Source organism: Nocardia sp. JW2 (assembly GCF_051843015.1).
GTDB lineage: Bacteria > Actinomycetota > Actinomycetes > Mycobacteriales > Mycobacteriaceae > Nocardia > Nocardia coubleae.
Genome location: NZ_JBPXLK010000009.1, coordinates 123,354 through 141,889 on the forward strand (window position 1 = coordinate 123,354; position 18,536 = coordinate 141,889).

Below are 18,536 nucleotides of genomic sequence, written 5' to 3' on the forward strand. Positions count from 1 at the left end.
GTCGGCGCAGTCGATACCGAGAATTTCGAGGACTTCATGGAGCAGTCGGCTACTCGAGTCGTGACCGAATCGAACGAACGGCACGAGGCCGCACCCGCGTCACTGCGTGGTGAACACTCGGCACCCGAACGCTTGGTCCTGGCCAGGGGCATCTTCACCGGCCCGTCGGCCCGGGTGAGCGACGAGCTCTACGCCGTGGTCAAGGGGGGTGCCGCCATCCGCGAGCGCCTGTCGCTGCACCTGCCCAAGGGCGCGACCGCGCACACCAACACCTACTTCGGCCGGTTCGCCGCGAGCTACTGGCAGCGCTGGACCACCGTCACCGAGGTGACCGCCACCGCGAATCTGCAGGTGGGGAACAAGGCGAATGTGCGCCTGGTCGCCTCCGATATCGCGGGCCACCGCCGTATCGTCGCCTCGCTGGTGGCGACCAGCAGCGGGTTCGTGAGCCTGTCCGCACCGCTGGACCAGTACGTCGACGGTGGCGCGCTGTGGCTCGAGTTCGACGCGCTCGGCGGTGAGCTCGACATCACCGAGCTCACCTGGACCGCCAAGGCGCCCGAGACGGTTCGCCCGGTCGCCATCGCGATCTGCACCTTCAACCGGGCCGAGGACTGCGCCCACACCGTCGCCGCGCTGGCCTCGGACCCCACGGTGCTGGCCGCCATCGACGCGGTCTACGTCGTGGACCAGGGCACCGACCCGGTCGAGAACCGGCCGCTGTTCCAGCAGGTCCGTCCCGATTTCGGCGACAAGCTGCGCTACATCCGTCAGCCCAATCTCGGTGGCGCGGGCGGCTTCACCCGTGGGCTGTACGAGGTGTCGGCGGCCAACGAGCACGCCGACGTCATCCTGATGGACGACGACATCCTCTGCGAGCCCGAGACCGTCCTTCGCCTGCAGGCCTTCGCGAACCTGACCGTCGAGCCGACGCTGGTCGGCGCGCAGATGCTGTTCCTGCTCAACCCCGACTACCTCAACGTGGGTGCCGAGGACGTGCGCCTGGGTGAGCTCAAGCACGGGCAGAAGGTGCCCAAGGCGCTGCGCAACACCTCCATGCTCAAGAAGAACCAGGAGCGCCGCGTCGACGCCGGCTACAACGCCTGGTGGACCTGCCTGATCCCGGCCGAGGTGGTGAAGAAGATCGGCCTTCCGGTCCCGATCTTCTTCCAGTGGGACGACGTCGAATACGGCATCCGGGCCCGCGAGCACGGTTTCGTCACCGTCACCCTGCCCAACGCCGCCGTCTGGCACGCCGACTTCTACTGGAAGGACTACGACGACTGGGCGCGCTACTTCTCCACGCGCAACTCGCTCATCGTCGGCGCCCTGCACACCGATCTCGACGGCAAGGCCATCACCAAGGACTTCTTCCGCTACATCGCCGAACACCTCGTCGGCATGCAGTACGGCCTGGTGCACACCACCCTGCAGGGCATCGAGGACTTCATGAAGGGTCCGAAGGTGTTGCGCGACGGCGGAATCGAGGCGCTGGCCGCGGCCCGCACCTCCCGCAACGACTACCCCGAGACCATCAAGCACCCCGCCGCGACCCCACCGGTGAACTCCGCCGAGATCCAGGTCCGCCGGGCGAGCGGTGAGCCGAGCCGCATCACCCTCGTGCTCATCAAGCGCGCGATCATGCAGTGGACCGGGCGCACCCAGCACGGCCTGATCGGTGTCACCCGCGAGGACGCGCACTGGTGGCATGTGGGCCTGTTCGACCACGTGGTCGTCACCGACGCCTCCCAGTCGGGTGTGCGCGTGCGCCGCCGCGACAAGGCCCGTGCCCGCGCTCTGCTCATCCGCACCTACCGCACGCTGCGCAAACTCCGCCGCGAACTCCCCAGGCTCCAGGCCGAATACCGCGCGGCGGTCCCCGAACTCACCAGCCGTGAGAACTGGGCCCGCCTCTACGGCATCGACCCCAGCTGACCGAGATCACCACGCGCTGGTGGCGGCATCGCCCGAGAGGCTTCCGCCACCAGCGTGTGGTGATCGGCTAGGTCAGCGGTAGCCGCGTTCGCGGTACTGCTTGCGGTGTTGCTTGGCGATGCTGCGCCAGGCGCGTTCGCGTTCGGCGGCCAGTCGCTTGTCGGTGCGCGCGGCCATCCACTCGTTCTCCTTCGCCAGCTTGCGGTAGCTGGTGAGGCGGCGCTCGGTGATGGTGCCGTCGGCGATGCCCGCCTGGACCGCGCAGCCCGGTTCGGTCTCGTGCGCGCAGTCGGCGAAACGGCAATCAGCGGCGAGGGATTCGATGTCGCTGAAGGTCTTGCCGATACCGTCGGCGGCGTCGTAGAGGCCGATACCGCGTAGACCCGGTGTGTCGATGAGGGTGCCGCCGCCGGGGAGCGGTCGCAGTTCCCGGTGGACCGTTGTATGGCGGCCCTTGCCGTCGACCGCGCGAACGGCGTTGGTGGCGAACACTTCCGCGCCGAGCAGGGCATTGGCCAGGGTCGACTTGCCCGCGCCGGACGGCCCGATCAAGGCAACCGTGCCGTGCAGCACGGCGGTGAGCACATCGAGCCCTGTCTCGGCGGCGGCACTCACCGCGAGCACCGTCGCCCCCGGCGCGACCGCGCGCACCTCGTCGAGCGGAAGATGATCCGCCGCATCGGCTTTGGTGAGCACGACCACGGGTTGGGCATTGCTCTCCCAGGTGAGGGCGAGCATGCGCTCGATCCGTCCCAGATCGACGTCACCGTCGGCGGCACTGCAGATCAGCACGGTGTCGACATTGGTGGCGAGCACCTGGGCGACGGAGCGCCCCGACACCGACGATCGCATGATCGCCGAACGGCGCGGAAGCAGCAGGCGCACAGTGCCTTCGGCATCGAGACCGACCCAGTCGCCGGTGCACAAGCCGGTGATGTCACGCGGACAGGCGGCACGAGACGGGCCGCCCGGTGCGACCACATCGCATTCGCTTCGATCCATCCGGACGATGCGTGCGGGCACGAGATCGCCGAGCAGTGGGAGATATTCGGAAGCTACGGCTTCGGTCCAGCCGTAAGGGACGAGCAGGTCGTAGTCGACCATCGGTAGAAGTCCTTCGTCGGGCGCCGAGCCCGACGTCGGGCTCAGCGAGTAGAGGTGATGTCCGGAGCAGTCGGGGCGCCATCGCGCACCCCGGGCACGGCAATCCACACGTCTGTACTCACGGACATCCACCTCCTCTCCAACGTTGCTCCTACTGTGCCGCATACCCGCGACACCGCACAACTGATTTATGCCGGCGAGCGCCCGATCAGCTCGCCGGCGGCATCGACGCAGGTCAGGGAACGACGACCTCGGTCGAAGCGGGCAGGCTCGGCCGGTCGGTGCGCACGGTGAGCTGGAACCGGCCGGGACCGGTGGGGGCGATCACCTGGAACGGGTAGGTGCTGTTGTGCCGGGCGGGGACGAAATGCGTCATGGAGCCGGTGACGCCGTTGTCCAGGTTCCGCCAGTCGACGATGACGTTCACATCGCAGGTGAGCAGGGCAGGCGCCATGTTGCCGAGCAGGCCGTGCGAGATGCGCAGCGAGATGCTGTGGGTGGCGCCGGGCGCCACGCTCGGGTCGTTGAGCGGTCCGTCGAACGCGGTGCCGCCCACGTTGACGATGCCGAAGCACACGCCGTTGCCCAGCGTGGGCACCGGGGCCGTCCGCACTTCGTTCATCACGCAGGAGCGGGGGCCGACATTGGAGACGCCGAGCTGACAGGTGTCATCAGCGCTTGCTGTGCCCGGCGCAATCAGGCACAGCGCACTGCCCGCGAGAACGGCGGCAGCGGCGGGCGCGAAACTCGTTCGTAAGGTCACCTGTCGAATCCTAGGTCGCGAGCCCCAGGAACTATGCCCCTATTTCTGGGGGCCTCGCTGGTCCGGCTTGCCGAACTGCTCATTGCGTCCGAGCGAGCGCAACCGGAACCATTCCTTCAAGCCCGCCGGATCGCGGCGCGTCACCAGGAAGAACCAGGAGAACCGAATCCATTCCTGCGGCAACAGCTTCCGCATACCGGGCTGCGACATCAGGTACCCGCGATTGCGATAGGTGAAGTAGCGCTTCACCGGATCGTCGGGGTACTGGGTGTGCATGCGCCCGCCGAGAATCGGCTTGAACTCCTCGGCACCGTTGGGGTGCAGGTAGGCGGTCTGCAGGCAGGTGCCGAACGGCAGGCCCGACCGGACCAGGCGCCGATGCACCTCCACCTCGTCGCCACGCACGAACAGGCGCAGGTCGGGCACACCGATCAGGTCGACGGCCTTCGCCGAGATCAGCGCGCCGTTGAACAGCGACGCGATGCCGGGCAGGAAGTCCTCGTCGCCGAGCTCCGAGCGTCGCCTGCGCCACACCACGCCCCGGCGCAGCGGGAAAGCGAGCCGATCGGGGTCGTCGATATCGCACACCACCGGCGATACCTCGACCAGGTTGTGCCTGCGCGCACAATCGATCAGCGTCGCGAGGACTTCCGGGCCGTCGGGTCGGCCGTCGTCGTCGGCCAGCCACACCCAGTCCGCGCCCTGGGTGAGCGCGTGCAGCATGCCGAGCGCGAAACCGCCCGCGCCGCCGAGGTTGTGGCGCGAACCGAGGTAGGTGGCCTCGATGGGCTGCTGGGCGACCAGCTCGGCCACCTCGTCCTCGTTGGCGTTGTCGACGACGATCAGATGGTCGATCGGACGCGACTGCGAGGCAAGCACTTTCAGCGATTCGGCGAGCAGTTCGCGGCGCTTGTGGGTGACGACGACCGCGATGATCCGCGCGTCCGGTCCGGTGTCGGTGCTCAGATCGGCCGGTTCGGCGCCCGCGGGCAGCTCGGGCTCCTCGGTCACGGGCAGCACGGCGGCGGGCTCCACCGGGGCAACCCCCGCCTCGAGCCGATCGGCCATGCTGAACCCACCGGGCACAGCGGCCGGGACAGCGTCCTCACTGTGACCGCTCATGCCTGATTCTGCTCCAATTCTTTGTCGCCCTGCTCGGCTTCCAGCTCGCGAAGCACCTGTGCCACGTGATTACCCGCCTCGGGCCCTTCATACGCTCGCACAACGTCTTCGATGCCGCCCTGCTCGCGGATGCGACCGTGGTCGATCCACATCGCGGTATCGCACAGCTGGGCGAGGAATTCGTTGGAGTGGCTGGCGAAAACGAGGATGCCCGACCGCGCGACCAGCGACTGCAGCCGGGTGCGCGCCTTCTTCATGAACTCGGCGTCGACGGCGCCGATGCCCTCGTCGAGCAGCAGGATCTCGGGGTCGATCGAGGTGACCACACCCATCGCCAGGCGCACCCGCATACCCGTGGAATAGGTGCGCAACGGCATCGACAGGTACTCACCGAGCTCGGTGAAGTCGGCGATCTCGTCGATCTTGGCAAGCATCTGCTTGCGGGTCTGCCCGAGGAACAGGCCGCGGATGATGATGTTCTCGTAGCCGGAGATCTCCGGATCCATGCCGACACCGAGGTCGAACACGGGTGCCACGCGGCCGCGGATGCGCGCACTGCCGCGCGAGGGTTCGTAGATGCCCGAGAGCAGGCGAAGCAGCGTCGACTTGCCCGCGCCGTTGTGCCCGACGAGCCCGACCCGGTCGCCTTCCTTGAGCGAGAGGTTGATCTCGCGCAACGCCTCGACCACGACCACGTCGGAACTGTTGCGCCCGATCGCGCCGCCCGCCTTACCGAGGAAGGCCTTCTTCAGCGACCGCGACTTGGCGTCGAAGATCGGGAACTCGACCCACGCGTCATGGGTTTCGATACTCACACGGCTCACGACAGTCTCCTAAACCCAGTACGGGACGCGGGCACGGTACTGCTTGAGCGCCAGGATCGCGACCACCCAGCCGACCACCGTGATCGCGCCGACGATGGCCCAGGAATGCCAGTCGGTCGGCTCGCCGAGCAGCGGGCCGCGCACGATCTCGAGGTAGTGGAAGGTGGGGATGATCTCGATCAGCTTGGCCCGGTCGCTCATGCCGCCGACCGAGTTCTCCAGCGCCTTCGTCGACCACATCACCGGGGTCAGCACGAACAGCATCAGCGTCATCGAGCCCAGGATCGGGGCGATGTCGCGGTAGCGGGTGGAGAAGATGCCGAACACGATCGACACCCACATGGCATTGAGGAACAGCAGCAGGATCGCCGGAACAACCAGCAACAACGTCCAGTCCAGATCGCGCCAGATGGAGAACGCGAGCAGCAGCACCGCGTAGATCGCCGCGTTGTGGATGAAGAACAGGAACTGGCGCCACACCAGGCGATACACATGCACGCTCAGCGCCGAGGGCAACTGTTTGATCAGTCCCTCGTTGGCGATGAACACATCCGAACCCTCGAGGATCGACGCGCTGATCACGTTCCAGACGATCAAACCGACCGTCACATACGGCAGGTATTCGCTGATCGGCTGATCCAGCAGCGTCGAATACAGCAGGCCCATCGCCAGCGCCTGCAGACCGGTCGCGATGGTGATCCAGAACGGGCCGAGCACCGACCGGCGATAGCGCTGCTTGATGTCCTGCCAACCCAGCGACAACCACAGCTCACGCTGATGGAACCCGTCGCGCATGTCTTTGAACGCGCGCCGGAACGTCTGCGAATCCGACACCATCGGCGTCTTCACCAGCAGCGGGGCGTCAGCGGTCTGTTCGGCGGCGGCCGCGTCGGCCACCTCGGCTTCGGTCGGTGTGTCGTCGGTATGCACGGGGCTCTCTTCGGTACGCGCGTCACCCTGGTCGGAGACCGATTCGGAACGAGCGGCAGCAGCGGGCACGATCCCCGACCTTACAGGTACTGCCCGCCGCCGACATGGCCATGGCCTGCCTTCCCGTCGGCCGCGTGCATGCCGGGCGGGAGGGCGCCCTGGCGCATCTGTTCGAGTTGGGCGCGGGCGGCCATCTGCTGGGCGAACAGGGCGGTCTGGATGCCGTGGAACAGGCCTTCGAGCCAGCCGACGAGTTGGGCCTGGGCGATGCGCAGTTCGGCATCGGACGGCACGGACTCGTCGGTGAAGGGCAGGGTGAGGCGTTCGAGTTCCTCGCGCAGTTCGGGGGCCAGGCCCTGCTCGAGTTCGCGGACCGAGGACTTGTGGATGTCTTTGAGGCGCGAGCGGCTCGCGTCGTCGAGGGGAGCGGCGCGCACCTCCTCGAGCAGCTGTTTGATCATGGTCCCGATCCGCATCACCTTGGCGGGCTGCTCCACCATGTCGGCCAGCGACTCGGCCGACTCGTCGCGGTCGTCGTCGGCCTTCTTGTCCCCGTCGACCACCTGCGCGGTGTATTCGGCCGCGGCGTCGGAGTCGGCGGGCACGGTGACCGGCCGACCGTCGGGACCGATCACGACGATGGATTCGGGGGTGTCCTCCGAGTGCGTCATAGCCCCATCATTGCGCGTGTGTCGGCTTCGCGCTAAAACCCCCACGCGGTTACACCGCGACGCCCGCTGCCCTTAAAGTGGCCACCATGACTTATGACGTCGCGAGGGTTCGGGGCCTGATACCGTCCCTGGGCGACGGCTGGATCCATCTGGACCCGCAGGCGGGGATGCTGGTTCCCGATTCGGTATCGCGTGCCGTCTCAACGGGTTTCCGTACCTCCTCGTTTTCCCACATCGGCCGCCACGGTGCGGCGACCCGCAGCGGCGCGATCCTCGACGCCGCCCGGGAGGCGGTCGCCGACCTCGTCGGCGGAGATCCGGCCGGCGTCGTGCTCGGTCCCGATCGTGCGGTTCTGCTCGCCTGGCTGGCCGAGTCCCTGAGTTCGCGCCTGGGTCTCGGCACGGGCATCGTGCTCTCCCGCCTCGACGACGAGGCCAATGTCGCGCCGTGGCTGCGCATCGCCAACCGCTACGGCGCGCACGTGCGCTGGGCCGAGGTGGAGATCGAGACGTGCGAGATGCCGTCGTGGCAGTTCGAGGAGCTGATCGGGCCGACCGCGCGCCTGGTCGCGCTCACCGCCGCGTCGCCGATCGTCGGTTCCGCGCCCGCCGTTCGGGTGGCCGCTGACCGGGTCCACGATGTGGGCGGTCTGCTGGTCGCCGACGCGTTCGGCGCCGCACCGTACGCGCTGATCGACATCGACGAACTCAATGCCGACGTGGTCGCCCTGAGCGCGCCGTCGTGGGGCGGCCCGCAGGTCGGTGCGCTGGTGTTCCGCGACCCCGCCTTCCTCGACCGCATCCCGTCGATGTCGCTCAACCCCTACGCCAAGGGGGCTGAACGCCTGGAGGTGGGCGGGCACCAGTACGCGCTGCTGGCCGGGCTCACCCAGTCGATCGACTTCCTCGCCGGACTCGACGAGCGCGCCACCGGCACCCGCCGCGAGCGCCTCGAAATCTCGATCACCTCGCTGCAGGACTACCACGATCAGCTCTTCGACCACCTCATGCAGGTGTTGGAGCAGGTCGAGGGCCTGACCGTGATCGGCCGTGCCTCCACCCGCATCCCCACCGTCAGCTTCACGATGGCGGGCATGCAGGCGGAGAAGGTGGCGGCCAAACTGGCCGACGCCCGCATCGGCACGGTCAGCGGGGTGCACGGCGGCAGCCGATTACTCGACGCCCTCGGTGTCAACGACGAGGGCGGGGCCGTCACCATCGGCTTGGCCCCGTACACCACGCGCTACGAAATCGACCAGCTCGGCCGGGCCCTCAGCTCGCTCGAATAGGCCGTGCCGTTCTTGCGCTCAGTCGCGCACGCGCAGCACGACTTTGCCGAAAGTTTCGGGTGCGTCGAGCAATTCGTGGGCGCGACCGGCTTCGGTGACGGGTAGTTCTGCCGAGATCACCGGAAAGATCTCGCCCGCCGCCACATCCGGCCACAACTGCGTGCGCACCGCGGCGATGACCTCGGCCTTGCTGCCCTCGCCCGCCCGTGGTCGGGCGCGCAGGTTCGTGGCATGCACCGAACCCCATTTGCGCAGCAGCCCACCGATATTCAGCGACCCGGTAGTGCCGCCTTGCAACCCGATCACCACCAACCGGCCGTGCGGGGCGAGCGCCTCCACATTGCGTTCCAGGTAGGCGGCACCCATGTTGTCGAGAATGATGTCGGCGCCACCGGCGTCGGCGAGCACGGTCACGAAATCCTGGGTGCGGTAGTTGACGAGGATTTCGGCGCCCAGACCCGCGCATTTGGCCAGCTTCGCGTCCGACCCGGCCGTCACCGCCACCCGCGCGCCCCGCCTGCGCGCCACCTGGATGGCGTGCGTACCGATGCCACCGCCACCGCCGTGGATCAGCACCAGCTGCCCCGAGCGCATCCCCGCGGTCATCACCAGGTTCGACCACACCGTCGCCGCCACCTCGGGCAAGCCGGCGGCGGCAGCCAGGTCCATCTCCTCGGGCACCGGCAACAGCTGGGTGGTCGGCACGGCCGCCAACTCGGCGTACCCGCCGCCCGCCAATAGCGCGCACACCCGGTCTCCGACCTTCCAGTCCGTGACCCCGGGGCCCAGCTCGACGATGGTTCCGGAGCACTCGAGACCGGGTACCGAACTGGCGTCCGGTGGCGGCGGATAGAAGCCACGCCGTTGCATCACATCGGCCCGGTTCACCCCTGCCGCAACGACTTCGATCAACACCTCGCCCGCGCCGGGTTCGGGATCGACCGTCACGGTCCACTCCATCACCTCGGGCCCACCGAACCCGTTCAGCTCGATAGCACGCATGCTGTTCCGCCTCTCCGCGTCTTTTGGCCAGACTAAGTGCGTGGGGCTGTGCGTTGGCGTCTTGCGGATGGTGTTGGGTCGGGGCAGCCCGTGCCCGGGGAGTTACCCATGTTCGTGCGAGATCTGTTGTCGCGGTCGCGTCGGCTAGTATTTCTGCTCAGGGAGACGTGGCAGAGCGGCCGAATGCACTCGCCTTGAAAGCGAGCATGGGTAACACCATCGGGGGTTCAAATCCCTCCGTCTCCGCCACCGCCGGGCTTTTCGCCCGGCATCAGGTTGTTTCGAGGGGGAGTTCTCATGACCGGTGCTGCATTTCCCGCGGCTCCGCAGTTCCGGGCTGTACCGGGGCAGACCGGGGTCGTCGTCCACACGCGGAAGTTGCCGATCGCGTTCGGGATCGGTGCACGGGTCAGAGTCGACGGGTTCGAGGTTCCGCACATCACGTGGGGCGCCAACTTCGTCCCCGTGCCGCCGGGTACGCACATGCTGACCGTCGAGACGACGCAATGGGGAATGGGCTACGGCAGTAACCATGCCTCCGTCCAGGTCTTCCCCGGTCATACCACCGAGGTGCACTACTCCGCGCCCGCCCAGATCTATATGAAGGGTGCGCTCGGTGCGGAACGTCAGGCCACGCCCGGAGTGGCACTCAGTTACGTGGCGTTGGCGTTCTGTGTGCTCCTGGTCGTGGCCTGGATCGCCCTGGCGATCTGACCCCGGACGCGCCTAAGCCCCGGTGCGAAACCGGGGCCTACGCGAGAGCATTTACGTCACGGCTTGTTCCGGCGACGGTCGTCGTCGAAGCCTTCGGTTTCCACACGCTCCTTGCGGACGGTGTCGGAGACGGTCTGTTCGTCGGCGACCTCGTCCACCTCGAGACGGACACGTTCCACCGGGACCGCTTCCTTCTGGACGTGCACCTGGTCGGCGTGCAGCGTCACCTCGCGCTCGTCGTCACCGATCTCGGTGCGACCGGTGCGCTCGCCGGTGATCGGCTCACGGACGATGTGCGCCTCTTCGTGGGTGGTCGGGACCTTGATGGTCTGCTCCTCGGTCACCACGTACTTACGCAGCCGTGCGGTGCCGACCTCCTCGCTTTCGGTGTCGACGCGCAGCTGCTCCTCCGAACGGATCATCGAATCGTCGGTGGTGCCACGATTCATGGCCGCCGGATTGCCGTGGGTCATCGGCTCGTCGGTACCGGGGCGGATCTGCTGACGCCCATAGGTGTTCCAGCCGGCCGAGCGCGGGTCCACGTGGTAGTGGCGGAACAGTTCCTGCTCGGACTGGGCGCTGATGCGGCCGCCGTCGTCGAGGTGCGGGGCGGACTTCACCTGCTCCTTGTCGACGTGCAGACGCAACGTGTCCTCGTCGGCCTTGTGTTCGGCGCCCGCCAGCGGCACCAGCGAGTCGGCACTGAACAGGCCGGTCGAGACGGCGGCCCAGGTCGGGGAGCCCGTGTTGTTGTCGATGTAGATCTGCTTGACCTTGCCGATCTTCTCGCCCCGCTCGTCATAGGCGGTGGCGCCGATCAGCGAATCCAATGTTGCCTTGCTCATTTTCATCCCTCCTACCGGGAGCGGAGGCCGTCGATCCCGATCCGGGTGACGGTCCGCGTGGGTTGTGGGTGACCAGTCGGGACGCAGTGATCGGGTTGACCAGATCAGCTACGTGGCGGCAAATACCCGGGGTCCAGGGGACCAAACAACCCGAGGTGAGGGCGGGGATATGGAATCGGGCCCGCGAAGGACGCGACGTAATCGGTCAGCCGTCCATCTTTGGGCCCGAAATAGCAAGTGGCGCAAGGTTCAGCTGAACCGCGCCGTATTCTCCGGTGCGGTGGCGAAGGCGAGGAAACGCTCGTTCTCATGCGGGTCGCCGATGGTCACGCGCACGCCGTCACCGGCGAACGGGCGAACCAGCACACCCGCAGCAGCGCTCGCCTCGGCGAATTCCAGGCTGCGCGCACCGAGCGGCAGCCAGACGAAATTGGCCTCACTCGGTGGCACCTCGTACCCGGCGGCCAGCAGTGCGTCGCGCACCTGCGCCCGCTGGGTGATGAGCACGTCGGTGCGATCGAGCAGCTCGCCGTACGCCTCCAGCGAGGCGATCGCGGCCGCCTGGGCCACCCGGTTCACGCTGAACGGGATGTGCACCTTCAGCAGCGCGGTGATCACCTCGGGATCCCCGACGGCGTAACCCACGCGCAACCCGGCCAGGCCGTACGCCTTCGAGAACGTCCGCAGTACAACGACATTGGGTCGGGTGCGGCAGATCTCGATACCGTCGGTCTCCGGCAACCGCAGGTACTCGAAATACGCCTCGTCGAGCACCACCAGCACGTGTGGGGGCACCCGATCGAGGAAACGCTCCAGCTCGGCGCGTGGGTGCGCCGTGCCCGTCGGATTGTTCGGGTTGCAGACGAAGATCAGCTTGGTTCGTTCCGTGATCGCGTCGGCCATCGCGTCCAGGTCGTGGCGATGATCGGCGGTCAGCGGCACCGGCACCGAGGTGGCATTGCCCACCTGGGTGACGATCGGGTACGCCTCGAACGAGCGCCACGCGAACACCACCTCGTCGGTCGTGGCATCGCAGGTGATCTGCACGAGTTCCTGGCACAGCGCCACACTGCCGCAGCCGACCGCGACGTTGGCAACGCTCATACCGAGGAATTCGGCCAGCGCCGCCCGCAACTCGGTGACCTGGTTGTCGGGGTACCGGTTGGCCTGCTCGGCCGCCGCCGCGATCGCCTTCGCCGCGCTCGGCAGCGGGCCGAACGTCGTCTCGTTCGAGGCGAGCTTCACCGCGTCCGGGTGGGTACGGCCGGGAACATAGGCGGGAATGGTGGCCAGGTCGTGCCGGATACGCGCTGTCACCGCTCCACCCTACCCAAGACCAGTTCTGCCGCCTACGCTGGGAATATGCCGGGCACTTACAACGATGTCGCCCCACTGCGGCCGGTGGAGTCCGCCGGTGAGCCGGGTGGCGCCGAAACCAGCGCGCGCACCTCGGTGCCGATCACCGTCGTCGAGCCGGAACGAACGGCGCGCGGCGGCATCGTCGTCCTGCACGAATCGCGAGAGTTCCCGCCCCAGCTCGTCGAGCTCATGCGATCGCTTGCCCAGGAGGGCTGGATCGTCGTCGCCCCGCACCTGTTCGATCGTCTCCCCGACGACGACGTCCACGAGGTGTTCGGCGACGAACTGTTCGCCGACTTCGACGCGGGCTTCGACTGGCTCACCCGCCGCGGAGTCTTCCCCGACACCATCGGTGTCCTCGGTTTCGACACCGCGGGCACGGCCGCCTTCCTCGTGGCCACCAACCGACCCATCGGCGCCGCCGTGAGCGTGGCCGCCGCAGGCATCGTCGACCCGCTCCCCGACCAGCGCACCTCACTGGTGGAGGTGGCCCCCAGCCTGCAAGCCCCCTGGCTCGGCCTGTTCGGCGCCGACGATCCCGCGACCCCACCCGAGGCCGTCGACCAGCTCCGCGACGCCACCGCCCGCGCGAATGTGGCCAGTCTCACCGTCACCTACCCCGGCCTACGTCACCGCGCCGACCGCCCCGACCCCGACGACGACGCTGCCGCCGCCATCCGTATCGATTCCCAGACCCGCATCTACGACTGGTTCGACAGCAATTTACGCTAGCTGACCAGGCGTTTTGGACTCCTACGACTGCTCGTGTAATCTTCATTCCCGGCGGTTCGACAAGGACCGGTGCCCTCGAAAGAGAAGGCTCCAGGAGGCGTGCCAGAGCGGCCGAATGGGACTCACTGCTAATGAGTTGTCCCTTCACGGGGACCGGAGGTTCAAATCCTCTCGCCTCCGCCACACCGGTTCGCCGGTACAACTGAAGACCATGCGCCCGTAGCTCAACGGATAGAGCACTTGACTACGGATCAAGAGGTTAGGGGTTCGAATCCCTTCGGGCGCACAACAATCCGCCTCCTATCGGTATCCCCGGTAGGAGGCGGATTTTTTTTGTGTGGTTATTTCCAGGCGGGGAGTGGGGGGAGGGGGCCGGTCAGGTCGGTGCCGGGGGTGCGGCCCAGGAGCCAGGCCAGGAGGGAGGTGGCGGGGCCCAAGACGGTGTGGTGGGGGCGGTCGGGGCCGATGGTGGCGATGAAGTCGGTGTCGGTGGCTTGGATGTCGAAGGTCGGGGTGGCTTCGGGGTGGACCTTGGCCGACAGGTCGGCGACGGTTTCGGGGAGCAGGCGGGCGACGAATTCCTTCGGCCAGTCGGCGGGGGTATAGCCGACGGCGAGGTCGACGTGGTGGATCTCGGTTTCGCGCAGACGCATCCACGGGACGATGTCGGCGGTGAGGGTGCCGCCCTGGCGGTTGCGGACCTCGGCCGCCCAGTCGGCGGCGGACATGGTGGTGGCCAGGGCCTGCCAGCGATGCGCCGACGCGGCGAAGTCGGCCCGCTGCACGTCGGGCGCGCGGCCCGCACCGGTTTCGATGTCGGCGTCGCGCACCGCCACGCTCGGATACTGCGGGATCTCGATGCCGGTGTGCGCCCACAGCAGCAGGTTCAGCAAGCTGTCCGCATTGCGGGACAAGTGGGCGACGACATGGCCGCGGGTCCAGCCGGGCAGCTGGGACGGCTCGGCCAGGGCCGATTCGCCGAGCGCGTCGATCGAGGCTCGGAGACGCGCGGTGGAAGCGGAGACCTGAGCCAACAGGTCGGTGGGCGTTGCCATTTCGCTGGTCACGAGATCGAGGGTAGTAGTTCGGTGCGCGCGACACCGGCGTTCACGACGCCCTCGACCCGGTCCTGTGGATAACTCGAAACCTGTGGATAACTGTGCACTTTTCGCCGTCGACGGCCCGGGCGCGAAGTGCCCGTGATGCGACGATCAGCCGGCGACGATCGCATCGGCTTCGATCTCCACCAGCAGCCCCGGCGCGATCAACGCGGTGACCTCGTACATCGACGCCGCGGGCCGGATATCGCCGAATACCTCGGCGTGAGCGGCCGCGACCTCCGGCCAACGGGAGATATCAGTGACGAACATCCTGGTCCGCACCACATCGCGCACACTCGCGCCCGCCTGGTCGAGTGCGGTGGCGATCCGCGCGAGGATCTCGCGGGTCTGGGCGCCGATATCGTCGCCACCGACCGCGCCCCCACCGGGCAGCGCCGCCGTGGTGCCGCTGACCAGCACATGGTCGCCCACCCGCACGGCGCGCGAATACCCGACGACATCTTCGAAGTCGGAGGCAGAGGAAATGTTGAACCGGGTTGTTGTCATGGTGGCCAGAATGAGGCACCGGCTGCGGGAGGACAATTCATTTCCCGGTCGTCTGCTGGTCGGTTGCGCGCGGTACGCAAGGCGGATGAACGCACGACCAGCTCTTCGTCTCTTCCCGCTCACGGCCGCGCTGTGTGCTGCCGCCGTTACGGCGGGATGCTCGACGCCGAGCTCTGATCCCGACTTCACCGTGGCCGAGGGGCAGGCGCTGCTGATTTCATTGGAAGAACTCAGCGCGAAAGTAGGTGGAGACGCCGTCGTCGGGGTGAGCCTCGAACCGGAGCACGGCAGTCTCACCCGCGTAGCCGACGAGGCCTACTTGTACACCCCGGCTGCGGGGTACAAGGGGCTCGACCAATTCACAGTGCACACCAGCGACGCGGTTCGCTTGTACACCACCGATATTCCGTTGCTCGGCGAGTTCGGTGGCACCACCGTGCAGGGCAGCGGTTTCGGCTCTGCCTGGACGGTGGTGCCCGGCAGCACCGACGAGTTCTACGGCCTCACCGACCGCGGCCCGAACGTCGACGGACCGGGCAAGAACGAGAAGCTCTCGCCCACACCGTCGTTCGTTCCGAAGATCGGCAAGTTCGAACTGGTCGGCGGCCGGGCCGTGCTGCAGTCGACCATCGAACTGCGCAATCGTGCCGGCGTGCCGTTCAACGGCCAGGTCGATTCGGCGGCGAGCACCGGCGAAACGATCAAGGATTTGGCGGGCACCGTACTGCCTGCCACCGATCACGGTCTCGACCCGGAAGGCCTTGTCGCACTTGCCGACGGCACGTTCTGGGTATCGGACGAATACGGTCCGTTCCTGGTGCACTTCGCCGCCGACGGCACCGAGATCGAACGGCTCGCACCCGGCAGCGGGCTGCCGAAGGAGATCGCGCTGCGCAGCCCCAACCAGGGCATGGAAGGGCTGACCATCACCCCGGACGGCAGCACGCTGGTCGGCATGGTGCAGAGCGCGCTGAAGACGCCGGGCCTCGACGGGTCGGCCAAGGAAGTTCCGTTCGCGCGGATCGTCACCGTCGATCTGAAAACCAAGGCGCAGAAGGAATTCCTGTACCCACTGGAGAACCCGAAGCAGAACAAGGTCGCGGTCTCCGAGATCACGGCGCTGAGCGCGACGACCTTCCTGGTAGCCGAACGTGACGGGAACCTGGCGCCCGAGGCGAACAAGAAGATCTGGACGATCGACATCGCGGGCGCCACCGACGTCGGCCCCAACTCCACCCTCGCGGGCGCTCGGTACGACGCCGAGCAGGGCGGTCTGCTGGTCGACGGCAAGCCGATCGAAACCCTGATCGGCACCGTCCCGACCGCCGATGCGGTTGCCGCACTGAAGAAGTCGGGCATCACCCCGGTGGAGAAGAAGAGCAATCTCGACCTGGCGGCCCTGGTCACCGCGCTCGACGACAAGGGCAGGTTCTTCGGCCACGACAAGATCGAGGGCATCGCCTCGCTCGACGGCGGCAAGACCATCTACATCGCCAACGACAGCGACTTCGGTCTCGCCGCGAGCACCGGCGAGCAGCCGCCGTTCGGATTGAAGCCGAAGACGCTGGCCAACGGATTACAGGACACCGGTGAGGTGCTGGTGGTCGACACGACGAAGCTGCCCGCGAAAGTGGGAGGTCATACGGTGAAGATCACCGTGGAGTAGGTGGGGCGAACGGGGTGTGTGACCGCGTCACACGCGGTTTCATCACAGGGCGCACAGGTTGTTGTCAGGTTGGACGGGCAAGCTGGGCGATGTAACCAACCGGAAGGTCTTAGATGAGCTACGTGATCGCACTGGCCGGCTTCGCCACGATCCTGGCGATGGTGGTCTCCGGCTACGCCGCCGCCAACGCACCCCGTTCGCTGGTCCGCGTCCGCGCCGACCGCTCGCCCCACCGCCGCTGACCAAGCGCGCCCGGTCACGGGGCATTCTCGGGCGAGAGCCGAACCCCGATCAACCAGTCCCGCGAACCAACGCGACGATCTGCTGGGCGACGACCCGCGGGTCCTCGTGTTCCCACACCCGCACCACCTGCCAGCCCGCCTCGATCAACGCGGCATCGGTAGCGCGATCGCGTGCCACATTGCCCGCCAGCTTCTGCGCCCACCACTCGGCATTGTTCTTCGGATCGGTCGCGTGTTCGGGACACCGATGCCAGAAGCACCCGTCGACATACACGGCGACGCGACGGCGTGGGAAAACCACATCGGCGCGCCTGCGCTGGCCCTTGATCGGCGCGCGGTCGACGAAATAGCGCAGGCCCGCGCGGTGCAGCTCGCGTCGTAGGGCGAGTTCGGGAGCGGTGTCGGCACGGCGCTGGCGCGACATGCGCGCGCTGGTCGCCGCGTCGGTGACGGGTGCCGACCGCGGAGCGTCTCCGTGGTCCCGCCGCCCGGTCATGCCGCCCAGCCACCCATGCGATCGAGATGGTCGCGCACGTCGTCGAGGAATCCGGGCGGAAAACGTAAGTTGCCCATGGACGTTCGTCGCAGAAACCCGGCCGTGGCCCGAGGGGATAGCAATCGGGGTTCGGTGAGGAAGTTCTTCAGATCCTCGTAGGGCTCGTGCACCGGCCACGTCGACAGCGGTACCTGATGCACCACGCCCGCATGCCCCCACGCCGCACTCGGCCACGGTGCGCCCGGCCGCAGCGGCGCACCCACGGTGAGCGGCTCCAGCGGCGCGGCCAGCCGCTCACCCACCCAGTTCGCCATCCGCACACTCACCGCGTTGCCGACCAACTTCCACCGATGCCCGTGCCGCACACCCGGCACGTCGAGCGCGGGCGCGGTCCACTCGGCATCGAAACCCTGTAATCGTTCCCCATCGATGATGCCAGGGGTGACGATCTCGCCCGCCGGAAGCCGCACCGCGGGCGGGCTGGCGATGCCGAGCCCGGAACCACCCTTCAAGGTCGGCACCGCGTTCACCACCCAGCCGAGGCCGCGCACGCCCTCGGTCCAGTAGAAGCCGCACGGGTCGCGGTCGGGGTCGCCGTAGTCGCGCGGGCCCGCGTCGTCACCGAACAGCACCTGGCGCGGGTCCTCGGTGCGCGAGGCGAGCATCAGCACGCGCTGGCGCCGTTGCGGCAGGCCGAACGCGCGACCGTCGACCACCCGATAGGCCCAGGTGTAGCCGAGTTCCTCCAGGGCGGTGGTGATGTGGCGCATCGCCGCACCACGACCCAGCTGGAGCATGAACGGCACGTTCTCGATCAGCAGCCAGCGCGGCCCACGCTGCCGCCGGACCAGCCGGAACACCTCGTCGACCAGCCCGGAACGGCGACCGGTGATACCCGCGGTGCGTCCGGCCTGCGAGAGGTCCTGGCACGGGAACCCCGCCGCGACCAGTTCGGTGCGCGCGGGCAGCGAACGCAGCCGGGTGATGTCGGCGTGCAGAGGTGTTTCGGGAAAACGCGCGGCGAGCACACCCTGCGCACCCGGATCGATCTCACACAGCAACTCGGTGGACCATCCGTGTCTGCCGAGGCCGAGTTCGAGCCCGCCGATCCCGGCGAACAACCCGACCATCCGCGTCAACAGTCCTCCTGTGCTTGTCGGAACGCGCAACCACCCACTTCTCGCGCCTGCGGCATTGTATCGGGCCGCTGAACAGCGGCAGAGGGCGTAGCGGCC

General features: G+C 67.6%; 19 protein-coding genes and 3 tRNA genes. 9 read left to right on the top strand and 13 right to left on the bottom strand.

Annotated elements, in window-relative coordinates:
- Nucleotides 1–36 precede the first annotated feature (36 nt).
- On the top strand, nucleotides 37–1,935 hold the full coding sequence (locus tag ACSVDM_RS15275; protein ID WP_067494799.1) for a glycosyltransferase: 1,899 nt from the start codon (nucleotides 37–39) through the stop codon (nucleotides 1,933–1,935).
- A gap of 72 nt (nucleotides 1,936–2,007) precedes the next feature.
- Here the strand turns inward: ACSVDM_RS15275 and rsgA are convergent, their stop codons facing one another.
- From rsgA to ACSVDM_RS15305, 6 genes are all read right to left on the bottom strand, one after another.
- Nucleotides 2,008–3,039, bottom strand: coding sequence for a ribosome small subunit-dependent GTPase A (rsgA, locus tag ACSVDM_RS15280; protein WP_439265659.1), 1,032 nt, complete (start codon nucleotides 3,037–3,039; stop codon nucleotides 2,008–2,010).
- Nucleotides 3,040–3,274: 235 nt separating this feature from the next.
- Entirely contained in the window at nucleotides 3,275–3,802 is a 528-nt protein-coding gene (locus ACSVDM_RS15285) for a hypothetical protein (RefSeq protein WP_439265661.1), read from the bottom strand.
- Between the two features lie 39 nt (nucleotides 3,803–3,841).
- Nucleotides 3,842–4,924 carry a galactofuranosyltransferase GlfT1 gene (glfT1, locus tag ACSVDM_RS15290; RefSeq protein ID WP_245655377.1) on the bottom strand — a complete coding sequence of 361 codons (1,083 nt, stop codon included), beginning with the start codon at nucleotides 4,922–4,924 and terminating at the stop codon, nucleotides 3,842–3,844.
- Nucleotides 4,921–5,739 carry a galactan export ABC transporter ATP-binding subunit Wzt/RfbE gene (gene wzt, locus ACSVDM_RS15295; RefSeq protein WP_067494791.1) on the bottom strand — a complete coding sequence of 273 codons (819 nt, stop codon included), beginning with the start codon at nucleotides 5,737–5,739 and terminating at the stop codon, nucleotides 4,921–4,923. Before wzt ends, glfT1 begins: the two co-directional genes overlap by 4 nt.
- 18 nt (nucleotides 5,740–5,757) lie before the next feature.
- On the bottom strand, nucleotides 5,758–6,645 hold the full coding sequence (gene wzm, locus ACSVDM_RS15300; protein WP_439265789.1) for a galactan export ABC transporter permease subunit Wzm/RfbD: 888 nt from the start codon (nucleotides 6,643–6,645) through the stop codon (nucleotides 5,758–5,760).
- Between the two features lie 113 nt (nucleotides 6,646–6,758).
- A complete protein-coding gene (locus ACSVDM_RS15305) occupies nucleotides 6,759–7,349 on the bottom strand; it encodes a bacterial proteasome activator family protein (RefSeq protein WP_067640291.1) in 591 nt (196 codons plus the stop codon).
- 86 nt (nucleotides 7,350–7,435) lie between these two features.
- Here ACSVDM_RS15305 and ACSVDM_RS15310 point away from each other — a divergent pair, with 86 nt between their 5' ends.
- On the top strand, nucleotides 7,436–8,638 hold the full coding sequence (locus tag ACSVDM_RS15310) for a cysteine desulfurase-like protein (RefSeq protein WP_067494785.1): 1,203 nt from the start codon (nucleotides 7,436–7,438) through the stop codon (nucleotides 8,636–8,638).
- An 18-nt stretch (nucleotides 8,639–8,656) separates the two neighbouring features.
- Here ACSVDM_RS15310 and ACSVDM_RS15315 read toward each other — a convergent pair whose 3' ends face one another.
- Entirely contained in the window at nucleotides 8,657–9,640 is a 984-nt protein-coding gene (locus ACSVDM_RS15315) for an NAD(P)H-quinone oxidoreductase (protein WP_439265663.1), read from the bottom strand.
- Nucleotides 9,641–9,801: 161 nt separating this feature from the next.
- Here ACSVDM_RS15315 and ACSVDM_RS15320 point away from each other — a divergent pair.
- Both ACSVDM_RS15320 and ACSVDM_RS15325 read left to right on the top strand, forming a co-directional pair.
- Nucleotides 9,802–9,889 (top strand) — tRNA-Ser (locus tag ACSVDM_RS15320).
- A 48-nt stretch (nucleotides 9,890–9,937) separates the two neighbouring features.
- Entirely contained in the window at nucleotides 9,938–10,354 is a 417-nt protein-coding gene (locus ACSVDM_RS15325) for a hypothetical protein (protein ID WP_439265664.1), read from the top strand.
- A 56-nt stretch (nucleotides 10,355–10,410) separates the two neighbouring features.
- Here the strand turns inward: ACSVDM_RS15325 and ACSVDM_RS15330 are convergent, their stop codons facing one another.
- Together ACSVDM_RS15330 and hisC are read right to left on the bottom strand one after the other, a co-directional pair.
- Nucleotides 10,411–11,199 (bottom strand): DUF2382 domain-containing protein, encoded by a 789-nt coding sequence (locus tag ACSVDM_RS15330; RefSeq protein ID WP_067640297.1) that lies wholly within the window; start codon nucleotides 11,197–11,199, stop codon nucleotides 10,411–10,413.
- Nucleotides 11,200–11,448: 249 nt separating this feature from the next.
- Nucleotides 11,449–12,516, bottom strand: coding sequence for a histidinol-phosphate transaminase (gene hisC / locus ACSVDM_RS15335; RefSeq protein ID WP_439265666.1), 1,068 nt, complete (start codon nucleotides 12,514–12,516; stop codon nucleotides 11,449–11,451).
- Nucleotides 12,517–12,561: 45 nt separating this feature from the next.
- On the opposite strand from hisC, the gene ACSVDM_RS15340 reads away from it, so the two are divergent.
- The 3 genes from ACSVDM_RS15340 to ACSVDM_RS15350 all read left to right on the top strand — a co-directional run bounded on the left by ACSVDM_RS15340 (nucleotide 12,562) and on the right by ACSVDM_RS15350 (nucleotide 13,576).
- A complete protein-coding gene (locus ACSVDM_RS15340; protein WP_067494737.1) occupies nucleotides 12,562–13,290 on the top strand; it encodes a dienelactone hydrolase family protein in 729 nt (242 codons plus the stop codon).
- Nucleotides 13,291–13,383: 93 nt separating this feature from the next.
- Nucleotides 13,384–13,473 (top strand) — tRNA-Ser (locus ACSVDM_RS15345).
- A 30-nt stretch (nucleotides 13,474–13,503) separates the two neighbouring features.
- Nucleotides 13,504–13,576, top strand: a tRNA-Arg gene (locus tag ACSVDM_RS15350).
- Nucleotides 13,577–13,631: 55 nt separating this feature from the next.
- On the opposite strand, the gene ACSVDM_RS15355 is transcribed toward ACSVDM_RS15350, so the two are convergent.
- Both ACSVDM_RS15355 and ACSVDM_RS15360 read right to left on the bottom strand, forming a co-directional pair.
- A complete protein-coding gene (locus ACSVDM_RS15355; protein WP_439265668.1) occupies nucleotides 13,632–14,357 on the bottom strand; it encodes a maleylpyruvate isomerase family mycothiol-dependent enzyme in 726 nt (241 codons plus the stop codon).
- Nucleotides 14,358–14,501: 144 nt separating this feature from the next.
- A complete protein-coding gene (locus ACSVDM_RS15360; RefSeq protein ID WP_067494731.1) occupies nucleotides 14,502–14,897 on the bottom strand; it encodes a RidA family protein in 396 nt (131 codons plus the stop codon).
- Nucleotides 14,898–14,982: 85 nt separating this feature from the next.
- Between ACSVDM_RS15360 and ACSVDM_RS15365 the strand changes: the two genes are divergently transcribed.
- Together ACSVDM_RS15365 and ACSVDM_RS15370 are read left to right on the top strand one after the other, a co-directional pair.
- On the top strand, nucleotides 14,983–16,563 hold the full coding sequence (locus tag ACSVDM_RS15365; RefSeq protein WP_439265670.1) for an esterase-like activity of phytase family protein: 1,581 nt from the start codon (nucleotides 14,983–14,985) through the stop codon (nucleotides 16,561–16,563).
- A gap of 113 nt (nucleotides 16,564–16,676) precedes the next feature.
- Entirely contained in the window at nucleotides 16,677–16,805 is a 129-nt protein-coding gene (locus ACSVDM_RS15370; protein ID WP_255284037.1) for a hypothetical protein, read from the top strand.
- Between the two features lie 49 nt (nucleotides 16,806–16,854).
- Here ACSVDM_RS15370 and ACSVDM_RS15375 read toward each other — a convergent pair whose 3' ends face one another.
- Both ACSVDM_RS15375 and ACSVDM_RS15380 read right to left on the bottom strand, forming a co-directional pair.
- Nucleotides 16,855–17,301 carry a very short patch repair endonuclease gene (locus ACSVDM_RS15375; RefSeq protein ID WP_439265672.1) on the bottom strand — a complete coding sequence of 149 codons (447 nt, stop codon included), beginning with the start codon at nucleotides 17,299–17,301 and terminating at the stop codon, nucleotides 16,855–16,857.
- Nucleotides 17,298–18,431 carry a DNA cytosine methyltransferase gene (locus tag ACSVDM_RS15380; protein WP_439265791.1) on the bottom strand — a complete coding sequence of 378 codons (1,134 nt, stop codon included), beginning with the start codon at nucleotides 18,429–18,431 and terminating at the stop codon, nucleotides 17,298–17,300. The genes ACSVDM_RS15375 and ACSVDM_RS15380 overlap by 4 nt, the downstream gene beginning before the upstream one ends.
- Nucleotides 18,432–18,536 lie beyond the last annotated feature (105 nt).

Coding starts and splice junctions, on each gene's coding strand:
- ACSVDM_RS15275 (WP_067494799.1), top strand. CDS start 37: ATGGAGCAGTCGGCTACTCGAGTCGTGACCGAATCGAACGAACGGCAC.
- rsgA (WP_439265659.1), bottom strand. CDS start 3,039: ATGGTCGACTACGACCTGCTCGTCCCTTACGGCTGGACCGAAGCCGTA.
- glfT1 (WP_245655377.1), bottom strand. CDS start 4,924: ATGAGCGGTCACAGTGAGGACGCTGTCCCGGCCGCTGTGCCCGGTGGG.
- ACSVDM_RS15305 (WP_067640291.1), bottom strand. CDS start 7,349: ATGACGCACTCGGAGGACACCCCCGAATCCATCGTCGTGATCGGTCCC.
- ACSVDM_RS15310 (WP_067494785.1), top strand. CDS start 7,436: ATGACTTATGACGTCGCGAGGGTTCGGGGCCTGATACCGTCCCTGGGC.
- ACSVDM_RS15315 (WP_439265663.1), bottom strand. CDS start 9,640: ATGCGTGCTATCGAGCTGAACGGGTTCGGTGGGCCCGAGGTGATGGAG.
- ACSVDM_RS15325 (WP_439265664.1), top strand. CDS start 9,938: ATGACCGGTGCTGCATTTCCCGCGGCTCCGCAGTTCCGGGCTGTACCG.
- ACSVDM_RS15330 (WP_067640297.1), bottom strand. CDS start 11,199: ATGAGCAAGGCAACATTGGATTCGCTGATCGGCGCCACCGCCTATGAC.
- ACSVDM_RS15340 (WP_067494737.1), top strand. CDS start 12,562: ATGCCGGGCACTTACAACGATGTCGCCCCACTGCGGCCGGTGGAGTCC.
- ACSVDM_RS15360 (WP_067494731.1), bottom strand. CDS start 14,897: ATGACAACAACCCGGTTCAACATTTCCTCTGCCTCCGACTTCGAAGAT.
- ACSVDM_RS15365 (WP_439265670.1), top strand. CDS start 14,983: ATGAACGCACGACCAGCTCTTCGTCTCTTCCCGCTCACGGCCGCGCTG.
- ACSVDM_RS15370 (WP_255284037.1), top strand. CDS start 16,677: ATGAGCTACGTGATCGCACTGGCCGGCTTCGCCACGATCCTGGCGATG.
- ACSVDM_RS15375 (WP_439265672.1), bottom strand. CDS start 17,301: ATGACCGGGCGGCGGGACCACGGAGACGCTCCGCGGTCGGCACCCGTC.
- ACSVDM_RS15380 (WP_439265791.1), bottom strand. CDS start 18,431: ATGGTCGGGTTGTTCGCCGGGATCGGCGGGCTCGAACTCGGCCTCGGC.